General features: G+C 65.1%; 12 protein-coding genes. 6 read left to right on the forward strand and 6 right to left on the reverse strand.

All coding sequences use genetic code 11. From position 1 onward, the window contains the following. Position 1: 1 nt before the first annotated feature. The gene (nuoN, locus tag PA6_RS07350) at positions 2 to 1,480 is read left to right on the forward strand and encodes an NADH-quinone oxidoreductase subunit NuoN (RefSeq protein WP_021700266.1); all 1,479 of its coding nucleotides are present in this window, start codon (positions 2 to 4) and stop codon (positions 1,478 to 1,480) included. 304 nt (positions 1,481 to 1,784) lie between these two features. Here nuoN and PA6_RS24755 read toward each other — a convergent pair whose 3' ends face one another. Next, positions 1,785 to 3,467: a methyl-accepting chemotaxis protein gene (locus tag PA6_RS24755; RefSeq protein ID WP_021700267.1), complete on the reverse strand. Its 1,683-nt coding sequence runs from the start codon at positions 3,465 to 3,467 to the stop codon at positions 1,785 to 1,787. Positions 3,468 to 3,592: 125 nt separating this feature from the next. Beyond that, on the reverse strand, positions 3,593 to 4,912 hold the full coding sequence (locus PA6_RS07360; RefSeq protein WP_021700268.1) for a Na+/H+ antiporter family protein: 1,320 nt from the start codon (positions 4,910 to 4,912) through the stop codon (positions 3,593 to 3,595). A 245-nt stretch (positions 4,913 to 5,157) separates the two neighbouring features. Here PA6_RS07360 and PA6_RS24760 point away from each other — a divergent pair, with 245 nt between their 5' ends. Both PA6_RS24760 and PA6_RS07370 read left to right on the forward strand, forming a co-directional pair. Further along, entirely contained in the window at positions 5,158 to 7,299 is a 2,142-nt protein-coding gene (locus PA6_RS24760) for a methyl-accepting chemotaxis protein (protein WP_021700269.1), read from the forward strand. A 128-nt stretch (positions 7,300 to 7,427) separates the two neighbouring features. Beyond that, positions 7,428 to 8,024, forward strand: coding sequence for an NADPH-dependent FMN reductase (locus PA6_RS07370; RefSeq protein WP_021700270.1), 597 nt, complete (start codon positions 7,428 to 7,430; stop codon positions 8,022 to 8,024). Here the strand turns inward: PA6_RS07370 and PA6_RS07375 are convergent, their stop codons facing one another. Genes PA6_RS07375 through PA6_RS07390 form a run of 4 tightly spaced genes read right to left on the reverse strand, consistent with a single transcriptional unit; the run spans position 8,025 to position 10,628 of the window. Continuing rightward, positions 8,025 to 9,341: a sensor histidine kinase gene (locus PA6_RS07375; protein WP_021700271.1), complete on the reverse strand. Its 1,317-nt coding sequence runs from the start codon at positions 9,339 to 9,341 to the stop codon at positions 8,025 to 8,027. Beyond that, complete coding sequence (locus tag PA6_RS07380; protein WP_021700272.1) at positions 9,338 to 10,006, reverse strand: response regulator transcription factor; 669 nt, start codon at positions 10,004 to 10,006, stop codon at positions 9,338 to 9,340. The genes PA6_RS07375 and PA6_RS07380 overlap by 4 nt, the downstream gene beginning before the upstream one ends. Beyond that, positions 10,006 to 10,320 (reverse strand): PepSY domain-containing protein, encoded by a 315-nt coding sequence (locus tag PA6_RS07385; protein ID WP_021700273.1) that lies wholly within the window; start codon positions 10,318 to 10,320, stop codon positions 10,006 to 10,008. The genes PA6_RS07380 and PA6_RS07385 overlap by 1 nt, the downstream gene beginning before the upstream one ends. Continuing rightward, on the reverse strand, positions 10,320 to 10,628 hold the full coding sequence (locus tag PA6_RS07390; RefSeq protein WP_021700274.1) for a PepSY domain-containing protein: 309 nt from the start codon (positions 10,626 to 10,628) through the stop codon (positions 10,320 to 10,322). The genes PA6_RS07385 and PA6_RS07390 overlap by 1 nt, the downstream gene beginning before the upstream one ends. 171 nt (positions 10,629 to 10,799) lie before the next feature. Here PA6_RS07390 and PA6_RS07395 point away from each other — a divergent pair, with 171 nt between their 5' ends. The 3 genes from PA6_RS07395 (at position 10,800) to queD (ending at position 12,688) form a co-directional block, all read left to right on the forward strand. Beyond that, positions 10,800 to 11,879 (forward strand): patatin-like phospholipase domain-containing protein, encoded by a 1,080-nt coding sequence (locus tag PA6_RS07395; protein WP_021700275.1) that lies wholly within the window; start codon positions 10,800 to 10,802, stop codon positions 11,877 to 11,879. A 21-nt stretch (positions 11,880 to 11,900) separates the two neighbouring features. Beyond that, positions 11,901 to 12,263 carry a YfeK family protein gene (locus PA6_RS07400; protein WP_021700276.1) on the forward strand — a complete coding sequence of 121 codons (363 nt, stop codon included), beginning with the start codon at positions 11,901 to 11,903 and terminating at the stop codon, positions 12,261 to 12,263. Between the two features lie 68 nt (positions 12,264 to 12,331). Beyond that, a complete protein-coding gene (gene queD, locus PA6_RS07405) occupies positions 12,332 to 12,688 on the forward strand; it encodes a 6-carboxytetrahydropterin synthase QueD (protein ID WP_021700277.1) in 357 nt (118 codons plus the stop codon). Positions 12,689 to 12,843 lie beyond the last annotated feature (155 nt).

The raw sequence follows: 12,843 nt of genomic DNA on the forward strand, positions 1-12,843 counted from the left end.
TATGGAACTGACGACTCAACACTTCATCGCGCTGCTGCCGCTGCTGGTCACCAGCGCCACCATCGTCGTGGTGATGCTTGCCATCGCGTGGAAACGCAACCACGCCATGACCTTCATCCTTTCGGTGCTGGGCCTCAACCTGGCCCTGCTGTCGCTGATTCCGGCAGCCGGCGTAACGCCGATCCAGGTCACCCCGCTGCTGCTGGTGGACAAGTTCGCCTGCTACTACATGGCCCTGGTGCTGGCCGCCACCCTGGCCTGTACCACGCTGATCCACGCCTACCTGGGCGGCGAATCCGGCAGGCAGGGCTACCCGGGCAACCGCGAAGAGCTGTACCTGCTGATCCTGCTGTCCGCCCTGGGTGGCCTGGTGCTGGTCAGTGCGCAGCACCTGGCGGGTCTGTTCATCGGCCTGGAACTGCTGTCGGTACCGACCTACGGCATGATCGCCTACGCCTTCTTCAACAAGCGCTCGCTGGAAGCCGGCATCAAGTACATGGTGCTGTCCGCGGCGGGTTCGGCCTTCCTGCTGTTCGGCATGGCCCTGCTCTACGCCGAATCCGGCAGCCTGAGCTTTGCCGGTATCGGCGCCAAACTCGCTGCGGACGGCCTGCCGAGCCTGATCGCCCAGGTCGGCATCGGCATGATGCTGATCGGCCTGGCCTTCAAGCTGTCGCTGGTACCGTTCCACCTGTGGACTCCGGACGTCTACGAAGGCGCTCCGGCGCCGGTCGCTGCCTTCCTGGCCACGGCCAGCAAGGTCGCCGTGTTTGCCGTGCTGCTGCGCCTGTACCAGATCTCCCCGGTCACCGCCGGCGGCTGGCTGGAAGGCATGCTGAGCGCCCTGGCCATCGCCTCGATCCTGTTCGGTAACCTGCTGGCGCTGCTGCAGAGCAATCTCAAGCGCCTGCTCGGCTACTCCTCGATCGCTCACTTCGGCTACCTGCTGATCGCCCTGATCGCCAGCAAGGGCCTGGCCGTGGAAGCCATCGGCGTGTACCTGGCCACCTACGTGCTGACCAGCCTGGGCGCGTTCGGCGTGATAACCCTGATGTCCACGCCGTACAGCGGCCGCGATGCCGATGCCCTGTACGAGTACCGCGGGCTGTTCTGGCGCCGCCCGTACCTGACCGCCGTGCTCACCGTGATGATGCTGTCGCTGGCCGGCATTCCACTGACTGCCGGTTTCATCGGCAAGTTCTACGTGGTCGCCGCCGGTGTGCAGGCACAACAGTGGTGGCTGCTGGGCGCCATGATCCTGGGTAGCGCCATCGGCGTGTACTACTACCTGCGCGTGATGGTCACCATGTTCCTCGCCGAACCGAATCTCAAGCGCCACGATGCGCCGTTCAACTGGGGCCAGCGCGCCGGCGGCATCATGCTGCTGGTTGTCGGTCTGCTCGCCTTCGTGCTCGGCGTCTACCCGCAGCCGCTGCTGGAACTGGTGCAGCAGGCCGGGCTGGTAGCGGTCGCCCACTAAGCATCGGAAGCCAACGAAGAACCCGGCCTAGGCCGGGTTTTTTCTGTCCATCGAACTATTCGCGGCACCAGGCGTAGCCCGGATGAAATCCGGATAGTTGGGCTCCCGGATTTCATCCGGGCTACGATGCTAGGCGCCGCCAGCACACAAATAACCCGGCTCAGGCCGGTTTTTTATGGGCGAGCTCCCGGCACAGGCGCGAACACAGCTCGCGAAGCAGCCGTAGCCTGGAGGACGTCCGGGCCGCTACCGCAACAGAAAGAACAAGGGCGCCCATGGGCGCCCTTGTTCTTTGCGTAGGTACTCAGATACGGAACTGTCGCACCAGCGCCCCCAGGCGCTCGCCCAGACCCGCCAGGCTGCGCGAGGTCTCGGCGCCGTGACGGGTTTCGTCCGCCACGCTTTCCACCGCCACGGCGATCTGGTGCACGCTGCGGTTGATCTCCTCGGCCACCGCGGTCTGTTCCTCGGCGGCGCTGGCGATCTGTGCGTTCATCGCATTGATGGTACCGATCAGCTGAGCGATGGCATCCAGCGAGGCGCCGGCCTGGTTGGCCTGTTCGCTGGTGATCTCGCCGGCATCGCTGGAGCGGCGCATGGCGGTGACGGCGTCGCGGGTACCGCCCTGCAGGCGGTCGATCATGCCCTGGATTTCCTGGGTGCTCTGCTGGGTACGGCTGGCCAGCGCACGGACCTCGTCGGCGACCACGGCAAAGCCGCGACCGGCCTCACCAGCACGGGCGGCCTCGATGGCGGCGTTGAGCGCCAGCAGGTTGGTCTGCTCGGCGATGGAGCGAATCACGTCGAGCACGCTGACGATGGACTGCACGTCCTGCTGCAGGTTGTCCAGCGACACACCGCTCTCGCGGATATCTTCGACCAGCGCGTGAATACGGTCGATGCTGCCATCGACCACCTTCTTCGCCGCCTGGCCTTCGTTGTCGGTCTGCTGCGCCGCCTCGGCCGCGCCCTGGGCGCTGCGCGCCACTTCGTGGGCTGCGGCGGACATTTCGTTGATCGCCGTGGCCACCTGGTCGGTCTCGTGCCGCTGGCGTTCCATGGCCTGCTCGGAGCGCTGTGCCTGCGCCGCCACCTCACCAACCAGACCGGTCAGCTGGGTGGTCATCTCGGCAATCTGCCGCACCAGGCCGTGGATTTTCTCGACGAAGCGGTTGAAGGAGCCGGCCAGTTCGCCCAGCTCGTCCTGGCTGGTTACCGGCAGGCGGCGGGTCAGGTCACCCTCGCCGGCGGCGATGTCGTCGAGGTTGGCCTTGATCAGTTGCAGCGGACGTAGGAAGGCGTTGCTCAGGGTCAGGCCGAGAATGCCGAACACCACCAGCATGATCACGGCAATCACCAGGATGCTGGTGAGAATGGTGCTGACGCGCTCATCGATGGCCGCCTCGACCTCGGCGACCTGAGCCTCGACGCCGTCCAGGTTGACCGCCGTACCCAGGGCCAGATCCCACTTGGGCAGGTAATAGCTGTAAGCCAGTTTTGGAACCAGGATGCTGTCGTTGTTTGGCAGCGGCGAGCTGTACTGCACATAGTTGCTACCGTCTTTCGCCACACGAACGAGTTCATCGTTGACCCGCACCCCGTTGGGGTCCTGGCGGCCAGTGAAGCTCTTGCCCACGTCCACCGGGCTGTCGCCGCGGAACAGGCGAACCACCTGGGAGTCGTAGCCGAAGAAGTAGCCGTCCTTGCCGTACTTGATCTTGGAGAGAATGGCGATGGCCTGATCGCGGCTGGCCATGTCGCCCTGGCTCGCGCCGTCATACAGCGCCTGGACCGAGCCCATGGCGATCTGCATGTAGTGCTGCAGTTCCTGACGGCTCTCCTGCACCAGACGCTCACGCGTTTCCTTGACCTCATCCTCGGCCAGGTTCAGCAGGATCTTCGCCGCCGCGCCGCTGAGCACGATGGCGAACAGGATGACTGGCAGCAGGGCCAGCAGCAGCATTTTGCTTTTAAGTGTGAGGCGCATTGTCCTTTCCTCTGGAGGGCGTCTGTTCGAATACGAAACGGGGCTGCCGAGTTATCGGCAGCCCCGTCGATTACATAAGCGACCGGACGGTCACTTAGGTGTAGCTCAGGGTGTCGGATTGCGCTCTACAGCAGCATGGCAGCGGCCCAGCCGAACACCAGCAGCGGCAGGTTGTAGTGCAGGAAGGTCGGCACCACGGTATCCCAGATGTGGTTGTGCTGACCGTCGATATTCAGACCCGAGGTCGGGCCGAGCGTCGAGTCGGAAGCCGGCGAGCCGGCGTCGCCCAGGGCGCCTGCGGTGCCAACGATGCAGACGATGGCCAGCGGGCTAAAGCCCAGTTGCACACCCAGCGGTACGAAGATCGCGGCGATGATCGGCACGGTGGAGAAGGACGAGCCGATGCCCATGGTCACCAGCAGGCCGACCAGCAGCATCAGCAACGCGCCCAGCGCCTTGCTGTTGCCGATCCAGGCAGCCGAAGCATCCACCAGCGCCTGCACGTCGCCGGTGGCATTCATGACCTCGGCAAAGCCCTGCGCGGCGATCATGATGAAGCCGATCATGGCCATCATCTTCATGCCTTCGGTGAACAGGTCATCGGCCTCTTTCCAGCGCACCACGCCGGATACCGAGAACACCACGAAGCCCGCCAGCGCCCCGACGATCATCGAGTCCAACCACAGCTGCACGACGAACGCGACCACCACCGCCACAGCGGCCACCAGCAGGCTCAGCGGGCTGTAACGCGCCTCGACCCGCTCGGCCTGGGCAATCGGCTGCAGGGCATAGTCGCGCTTGCCGCGGTAACTGAAGAACACCGCCAGCAGCAGACCGAACAGCATGCCGGCGGCCGGGATCAACATGGCCTCGGTGACGTTCACCCCGCTGACGTCCACTCCACCCTTGGCCACGTTGGCCAGCAGGATCTCGTTAAGGAAGATGTTGCCGAAGCCTACCGGCAGGAACATGTAGGGGGTGATCAGGCCAAAGGTGATCACACAGGCGATCAGCCGGCGGTCGATCTGCAGCTTGCTCAGTACGTACAGCAGCGGCGGCACCAGTAGCGGAATGAAGGCGATGTGAATCGGCAGAATGTTCTGCGAGGCCACCGACACCGCCAGCAGCAGGCCGATCAGCAACCACTTCACGGCGTTGCCGCCCTGCTCCTGCTGGCGCCCGACCAGCGCCAGTGCCCGATCGGCCAGGGCATGGGCGAGACCCGACTTGGCAATGGCCACGGCAAAGGCACCGAGCAGCGCATAGGACAGCGCCACGGTAGCACCGCCGCCGAGACCTTTGTTGAAGGCCGCCAGCGAGCCCTCCAGCCCCAGGCCACCGAGCAGGCCGCCGGCCAGGGCGCCGACGATCAGCGCCACCACCACGTGCACCCGGCACAGACTAAGGACCAGCATGATGCCGACTGCGGTTACCACTGCGTTCATTGCGAGACTCCAATTGCCGACTTGCATGACCCGCCCGGGGCGGGAAAAAAGCGCAAGACTCTGCACGATCGGTCAGCTTCTGTCAAAAATGCCGACGTGCGAAATACTGTGCAAAGCGTGCATAATTCTTTTATCTGCACGCAGCGGCTTTCCGCGAAAGCTCAAGTCGGCCATGAAAACGGTCAAGCTTCGGCCGTTGGCACCGATACATGGCTAAGAAGTCTGAAACTGATAAGGACCCGCCCATGCTGTCCCGCCTCTCGATCCAGTGGAAAATCACCCTACTCGCCGGCCTCTGCCTGCTGGCCATAGTGACCCTGCTGGTGGGGGCATCGCTCTATCAGTCCACGCACAGCGCGGCGCTGGTGAAAGCCTCCAGCTCGAGCATGCTCGAAGACTCGGCACGCCTGCGCATGGCGGCACGCGGCGAGCTGCAGGGCATCCGCATCCAGCGCTACTTCATGGATGCCTATCAGTACGGCAAGGGCTTCTCGCGTCAGGTGCTGTTCCTCAAGGAACAGGCCGAGAAACGCTTCCTCGATGCCTTCGACCTGCGTGAGGACATGACCCGCCAGGTACGTTCGTCGCTGGAAGCCAACCCCAACCTGCTCGGCCTCTATCTGGTTTTCGAGGCCAATGCCCTGGATGGCAAGGACGAACTGTTCGCCGGCCAGAGCGAGATTGGCAGCAACGACAAGGGTCGCTTCTCCCTCTACTGGTCGCAGAGCACGCCGGGCGAACTGGAGGCGGAAGCGATGGACGAGGCACAGCTTGCCGATACCACCGCCGGCCCCAGCGGCACGCCCTACAATGCCTGGTATACCTGCCCGCGTGACACACGCCGCGCCTGTGTACTCGACCCCTACTTCGATGACGTCAACGGCCAACAGGTGCTGATGACCAGTATCGCCTTCCCGCTGGAGCAGGATGGCAAAGTAATCGGCGTGATGGGCGTCGATATCAGCCTGGAGAGCCTGCAGCAGATCGCCCAGAAGGCCAGCAGCGAGCTCTATGACGGCCAGGCCCATGTCAGCATCATCAGCCCTGCCGGCCTCCTCGCCGGCCACAGCCGCGATGCCAGCCAGCTGGGCAAGCCCCTGGCAGGCGCTTTCCCCAACCAGGAACAGGAAATCATCGGCCTGCTTGCCGGTGGCCAGGCACAGTTCCTCGAGCAGGAAGGCAAGCTGCAGGTGATAGAGCCGCTGCTGCCGATTCCCGAAGCCAAATCCTGGGGCGTGCTGCTGGAAGTGCCCACCGCCACCCTGCTCGGCCCGGCCCTGCAACTGGAGAAGGAGCTGGACGAGCGCCGCACCAGTGACACCACCTTCTCGGTCGTGCTGGCGCTGATTGCCATCCTGCTCGGCATTGCCCTGATGTGGCTGACCGCCCTCGGCGTCACCCGCCCGATCCTCGGCGTAGCCAGCATGCTGAAGAACATCGCCAGCGGCGAAGGTGACCTGACCCGGCGCCTGGATTACGCCAAGCAGGACGAGCTGGGCGAGCTGGCAGGCTGGTTCAACCGCTTCCTCGATAAGCTGCAGCCGATCATTGCCGACGTGAAACTCTCGGTGCAGGACGCCCGCAGCACTGCCGACCAGTCCGCGGCCATCGCGACCCAGACCAGTGCCGGCATGCAGCAACAGTTCCGCGAAGTCGACCAGGTCGCCACCGCCTCCCAGGAGATGAGCGCCACCGCCCACGACGTGGCCAACAATGCGGCCCAGGCCGCCGACGCCGCTCGCAGCGCCGATGCCGCCGCCCGCGAGGGGCTGACGGTCATCGATCGCACCACCCTGTCGATCGAACAACTGGCCAGCGAGCTGAGCTCGGCAATGCACGAGGTGGAGACGCTGGCCAGCAGCAGCGAGCAGATCGGCTCGGTGCTGGAAGTGATCCGCGCCATCGCCGAACAGACCAACCTGCTGGCCCTCAACGCGGCCATCGAAGCGGCCCGCGCCGGTGAAGCCGGCCGCGGCTTTGCCGTAGTGGCCGACGAGGTGCGCAACCTGGCCAAGCGCACTCAGGACTCGGTGGAGGAAATCCGCCAGGTGATCGAGAACCTGCAGAGCGGCACCCGCGACGTGGTCGGTTCCATGCACAGCAGCCACAAGCAGGCGCAAAGCAGTGTCGAACTGGTCGAGCAGGCGGTAACGTCGCTGCGCCGCATCAGCGACGCGGTCACCGTGATCAACGACATGAACCTGCAGATCGCCTCGGCCGCCGAGGAGCAGAGCGCAGTGGCCGAGGAGGTCAACCGCAACGTGGCCAGCATCCGCGATGTCACCGAGGCGCTGTCCGGGCAGGCCGACGAGTCCGCCCGGGTCAGCCAGAGCCTGAACAGCCTGGCCAACCACCAGCAAGGCCTGATGGACCAGTTCCGCGTCTGACTCTATCTCTGCGCCGCGCCCCGGCCGGGGCGCTGGCGTCATCCGACCACATCCCTGTCGCCCCGCCACTTGCCGCGTTCCAGAGCGGCCGGTAGCCTGCGCGCAGTCATTCGCCAGGAATTCCCGCCATGCTCAATATCGCCCTGATCGCCGGTTCCAGCCGCAGCGGCAGCCAGTCCGCCAAGGTCGCCCGCTTCCTCCGCCAACGCCTGATCGAGCTGGGTCTGACCCGCCATGAGCAAAGCAGCCTGCTCGACCTCGGCGAGCGCGGCCTGCCGCTGTGGCCGGCCGACGACAAGGGCCCCTGGGCCGAATACCAGCAGCAGCTGGCCGCCGCCGACGCGCTGGTGGTGATCGCCCCGGAGTGGAACGGCATGGCCTGCCCGGCCGTGAAGAACTTCTTCCTGTACGCCAGCAAGGCCGAACTGGCGCACAAGCCTGCGCTGCTGGTGGGCGTTTCGTCGGGCATCGGCGGCGCCTACCCGATCAGTGAACTGCGCGCCTCGGGCTACAAGAACTGTCGCATTGCCTATCTGCCGGAGCACCTGATCGTGCGTCAGGTGGAGGCGGTGATGAATGAAGGCCCGGCGGCCGGCGAAGACGACCTGCGCATCCGCGCCCGCGCCGACTACGCGCTGGACATCCTCGGCAAGTACGCCGAGGCACTGAAGCCGGTGCGCGCGGCCATCGACCTGAGCAATCCGGCCTTCACCAACGGCATGTGATCAGCGCCGCCCGGGCAGGCTGATCGCGACCCGCAGCCCGCCCAGCGGGCTGTCCTCGAGGCTCAGGCTGCCGCCCCAGGCCTCAACCATGTCACGCACGATGCCCAGCCCCAACCCGTGGCCGGCAACCTGCTCGTCCAGGCGGGTGCCACGCCCCAGTACCGCCTCGCGGCGCTCAGGGGCGATGCCGGGCCCATCGTCATCCACCCACAACCGATAGCCCTCGCCCTCCTGCACCAGGCTCAGGCGTACCTCGGCATCGGCCCATTTGCAGGCGTTGTCCAGCAGATTGCCGAGCAGCTCGAGCAGGTCTTCCCGGTCCCACGGCAGGCACAGCCCGGGCTCGGCCTGCCACTCCAGCTTCAGGCCGTGGCTGTGGATGATGCCCAGGGTGCTGAACAGCCCAGGCAGCTCCGCCGCACAGTCGAAATGCGCCCCCGGTAGCGCCTCGCCAGCCAGGCGCGCGCGCCCCAGCTCACGCTCCAGGCGCTGGCGGATCTGCGCCAGCTGCTCGCGCAGGGTGGCCTGCAGCTCGGGCTGATCGCGCAACTCCTCACGTTCGCTGAGGCTGACCAGCACCGCCAGCGGCGTCTTCAAGGCATGCCCGAGATTGCCCAGCGCATTGCGCGAACGCTTGAGGGTGTCCTCGGTATGGCTCAGCAGGTGATTGACCTGTGCCACCAGCGGCTCCAGCTCCTGCGGCACCTGGCTGTCCAGCTCGGTGCGCCGGCCCTGCTGCAGCTGGGCGATCTGCTCGCGCACCCGCTCCAGCGGGCGCAGCGCCGAGCGCACCGTATAGCGCTGGGCCAGCAGGATCAGCAGCAGCGCGGCAGCGCCGAGCCCCAGTCCCAGCCATTGCAGACGGCGAAAGCTCTCCAGAATGGGCGTGTAGTCCTGCGCCACGCTGATGGAAAAGCGCTGGCCAAAACGCTGGTAGTCGCCACGATAGACCAGCAGCAACTGACCACGCGGACCATCACCCAGGCCGTCCTGCAGGCCCGCGTGGGCAGGCTTGGGCAGGTCGCGATCCCACAGGGAACGCGAGCGCCAGGTCTCGTCGGCGAAATCGATACGGAAGTAGTGGCCGGAAAACGGCCGCTGGAACGTCGGGTCCAGGCGCCGCTCGTCCAGCTGCACGCCATTCTGGCCGCGCACCAGGGCGACCAGCAGGGTCTGTGTCTCGTCCTTGAGGTCCTCCTGCAGGTAGCGGCGCAGGCTGTGATCGAACAACCACAGGCTGCTCTGCGCCAGGATCAGGCCCACCACGATCAGCACACTGGCCAGCCCCAGGCTGAGGCGACGCTGGATCGACTTCAAGTGTCGACCCCGGCGTAACGGTAACCCTGGCCACGCCGGGTCTCGATCACCTCGCGCCCGAGCTTGCCGCGCAGGCGATTGACATGCACTTCCAGGACATTGGAATCGCGCTCGCTCTCGCCATCATAGAGATGATCGGCCAGCTGGCTCTTGGACAGGATCTGCCCGGGATGCAGCATGAAGTAGCGCAGCAGGCGGAATTCGGCGGACGTCAGCTCGATCTGCTCACTGCCACGCGTCACGCATTGGCGGCTTTCGTCCAGCTGCAGCCCGGCCGCTTCCAGCTGCGGCTGGTTGGCCAGGCCGTGAGCGCGGCGCAACAGTGCCTGGATACGCAGGGCCAGCTCCTCGGGATGGAAGGGTTTGGTCAGATAGTCGTCGGCGCCGGCCTTGAGGCCATCGATGCGCTCGGCCCAGGAACCGCGCGCCGTCAGAATCAGCACCGGCGTGCTCAGGCCGCCGGCGCGCCACTCACGCAGCACTTCGAGCCCCGGCTTGCCCGGCAAGCCGAGGTCGAGAATGATCAGGTCATAAGGCTCGGTTGCCCCCTGATAGGCGGCATCACGGCCATCGGCCAGCCAGTCCACCGCGTAGCCCTGCTCTTTGAGGCTGACCAGCAGTTCATCGGCCAGGGGCACATGGTCTTCCACCAGCAACAGGCGCATCAGTCCTCCACTTCGTCCTTGAGGATACGACCGTCACGGGCATCCAGCTCCAACTCGCGAACTGTGCCGTCGGCGGTCAGCAGCTCCACCTCGTAGACCAGCACGTCATCCTCCTCTTCCAGTTCCGCCTCCAGCAACTCGGCCCCGGGGTAACGCCCCAGGGCCGGTGCCATCAGATCTTCCAGGGGGCGGATGACACCCTCCTGGCGCAGGCGCAGAGCCTCATCCTGGTCGAGGTCGCGGGCCTGGGCATCAAGGGCCAGTACCGCGACGATCAGAGCGAGGATGCCGCTATAGCGGAACACGAACTTCATCAGTCATCCCGGTGCTCTTGCAGGATCTGGCCATTGGTGGCGTCCAGCTCCACGTCCCACTGCACGCCCTGGGCATCACGCAGCTCGACCTGATAGACATAGCGGCCATGCTCCTGCTCCAGTTCAGTGTCCTCGATCTTGCCGCCCGGGTACTTGGCCAGCGCAGCCGCGTTGAGCTTCTGGAAGTCCTGGATGGTGCCTGCATCGCGCAGCTTCAGCGCTTCGTCCGGGCCCAGGTCACGAGCCTGGGCGATACCGGCGGTAGTGGCGAGGGCCGCGATGGCAAAAAGACTGGTCAGCTTGTTCATGGTGTTCTCCTCGGGGGTATCTGTTGTCTACGGTGCCCAAGATAACGATGCCGACTTAATTCAAGCTGAATCCACACAAGGCTCATAACTGACGGGATATTCACCCGCTGAAGCCGCTTGGCCTGAACCGGCACGCCACTATAATCGCTGGCCTGCAATACGGAGCCGAGCATGACCGCCATCCATATCAAGTCCCCAGCCCTCAGCCTGCGCGCCGGCAAGCGCGCCCTGACACGTATCCGCGAGCAGGGCCTGCAGCCAGCCGATGTCGCTATTCTGCCTGGCGCCGCCGGCGGCCCCAAGGGCCTCGGCATCCAGGGACTCGATCTGGCCCTGTTCGGTGACTGGCTGCCACGGGCGCCCCGCGAACGTACCCTGATCGGCGCCTCGATCGGCTCCTGGCGTTTCGCCAGTGCCTGTCTGCCCGATCCCTGCGCGGGTATCCGCCGCCTCGGCGAGCTTTATACCAGCCAGCGCTTCGCCAAGGGCGTGAGCATGGCCGAGGTATCACGCAGCTGTGTGCAGCTGCTCGATGACCTGCTCGAAGGCCAGGACGCGGCAGTGCTGGATAATCCGCTGTACCGCCTGAATATCGTGGTAGTACGCAGCCACGGTCTGCTCCAGCATGACCATCGCGGCAAGCTCGGCCTGGGCCTGTCGTCGGTGATCGGCAACAACCTGCTGAGCCGCAGCCGCCTGGGTCGGCATTTCGACCGGATAATCCTCCACGACGCCCGCCAGATGCCGCCACTGGGTGCCTTGAACGACTTCCGCTCGCACTTTCATGCCCTCGGCGAGGGCAATCTGCGTCACGCCCTGCTGGCCTCGGGCTCGATCCCCATGGTGATGGAGGCGATCCGCGAGATCCCCGGCCTCGAACCAGGCGCCTACCGCGACGGTGGCCTGCTCGACTATCACCTCGACTTGCCCTACCAGGCCGATGGCGTGGTGCTCTATCCGCACTTCACCGACAAGGTGATTCCCGGCTGGTTCGACAAGAGCCTGCCGTGGCGCCGCGCCGACCGCGAGCGCCTGCAGGACGTCTTGCTGCTGGCGCCGTCCGCCGAGTACCTCGTGGGCCTGCCCCACGGTAAACTCCCTGATCGCAGCGACTTCAAGCGCTACCTGGGCGACGATCTAGGCCGTGAGCGCTACTGGCACAGGGCGATGGCCGAAAGCCGCCGCCTTGGCGACGAGTTTCTAGAACTGGTCGACAGCGGTCGGCTGGGCGAGCGCCTGCAACCTCTTTAACGACCCTGCAAGGAAGCCATCATGTCTCTGCATCAAACCCTGGCCCTGTCCGCCCTGCTCCTCTGTACCAGCGCGCAGGCAGCCCTGGATGGGCAAGGCCGCCAGGAAGTCGACGCCCTGCTCGCTTTCGTCGAGAGCAGTGGTTGTCAGTTCATCCGCAATGGCAGCGAGCACTCGCCCGTCGATGCACGCAAGCACCTGCAGAAGAAACTCGATTACCTGGATGACAAGGGGCTGGTCGACTCGCCCGAGGACTTCATCGCCCGCGCGGCGACCGAGAGCAGCATGAGCGGAGAGCCCTACCAGGTGAATTGCCAAGGTCGCCTGCAACGTTCGGCCGACTGGCTGAATGGCGAGCTCAGTCGCCTGCGCCAGGCCCGCTAACGCCCAAACTGGTAAACTGCGAGGCGAGCTTCACGCCGCCTCGCGGCCTATCCAGCAGAGCGTTTACCTTGGAACTGTTCAAAGAATTCACCTTCGAATCCGCCCACCTCCTGCCCCACGTCCCAGCGGGTCACAAGTGTGGTCGCCTGCACGGCCACTCCTTCCGTGCCGCCATCTACATCGAGGGCGAGGTCGATCCGCATACTGGCTGGATTCGCGACTTTGCCGAGATCAAGGCGATCTTCAAGCCGATCTATGAGCGTCTCGACCACAACTACCTGAACGACATTCCCGGCCTGGAAAACCCGACCAGCGAGAACCTGGCGAAGTGGATCTGGCAGGAACTCAAGCCGCTGCTGCCGGAACTGTCACGCATCCGCGTACACGAAACCTGCACCAGTGGCTGTGAGTACCGTGGCGACTGACCTGCCCTAGCGCTGAAGAAACGCAGAAGCCACCGGTGCGGTGGCTTTTTAATGCGCGCGATTCACGCATGCGGCCTGCGCACTTTGCCCTCGGACTGCCGAGACAGCAGCCCTAGAAAGTTTTCGCCCATAATGGCCAAACCCCCACCCGCTGG

Source organism: Aquipseudomonas alcaligenes NBRC 14159 (assembly GCF_000467105.1).
GTDB classification, from domain to species: domain Bacteria; phylum Pseudomonadota; class Gammaproteobacteria; order Pseudomonadales; family Pseudomonadaceae; genus Aquipseudomonas; species Aquipseudomonas alcaligenes.

Excerpts from the sequence above, each read along its gene's own strand:
- nuoN (WP_021700266.1), top strand. The coding sequence starts at position 2 with ATGGAACTGACGACTCAACACTTCATCGCGCTGCTGCCGCTGCTGGTC.
- PA6_RS24755 (WP_021700267.1), bottom strand. The coding sequence starts at position 3,467 with ATGCGCCTCACACTTAAAAGCAAAATGCTGCTGCTGGCCCTGCTGCCA.
- PA6_RS07360 (WP_021700268.1), bottom strand. The coding sequence starts at position 4,912 with ATGAACGCAGTGGTAACCGCAGTCGGCATCATGCTGGTCCTTAGTCTG.
- PA6_RS24760 (WP_021700269.1), top strand. The coding sequence starts at position 5,158 with ATGCTGTCCCGCCTCTCGATCCAGTGGAAAATCACCCTACTCGCCGGC.
- PA6_RS07370 (WP_021700270.1), top strand. The coding sequence starts at position 7,428 with ATGCTCAATATCGCCCTGATCGCCGGTTCCAGCCGCAGCGGCAGCCAG.
- PA6_RS07380 (WP_021700272.1), bottom strand. The coding sequence starts at position 10,006 with ATGCGCCTGTTGCTGGTGGAAGACCATGTGCCCCTGGCCGATGAACTG.
- PA6_RS07385 (WP_021700273.1), bottom strand. The coding sequence starts at position 10,320 with ATGAAGTTCGTGTTCCGCTATAGCGGCATCCTCGCTCTGATCGTCGCG.
- PA6_RS07390 (WP_021700274.1), bottom strand. The coding sequence starts at position 10,628 with ATGAACAAGCTGACCAGTCTTTTTGCCATCGCGGCCCTCGCCACTACC.
- PA6_RS07395 (WP_021700275.1), top strand. The coding sequence starts at position 10,800 with ATGACCGCCATCCATATCAAGTCCCCAGCCCTCAGCCTGCGCGCCGGC.
- PA6_RS07400 (WP_021700276.1), top strand. The coding sequence starts at position 11,901 with ATGTCTCTGCATCAAACCCTGGCCCTGTCCGCCCTGCTCCTCTGTACC.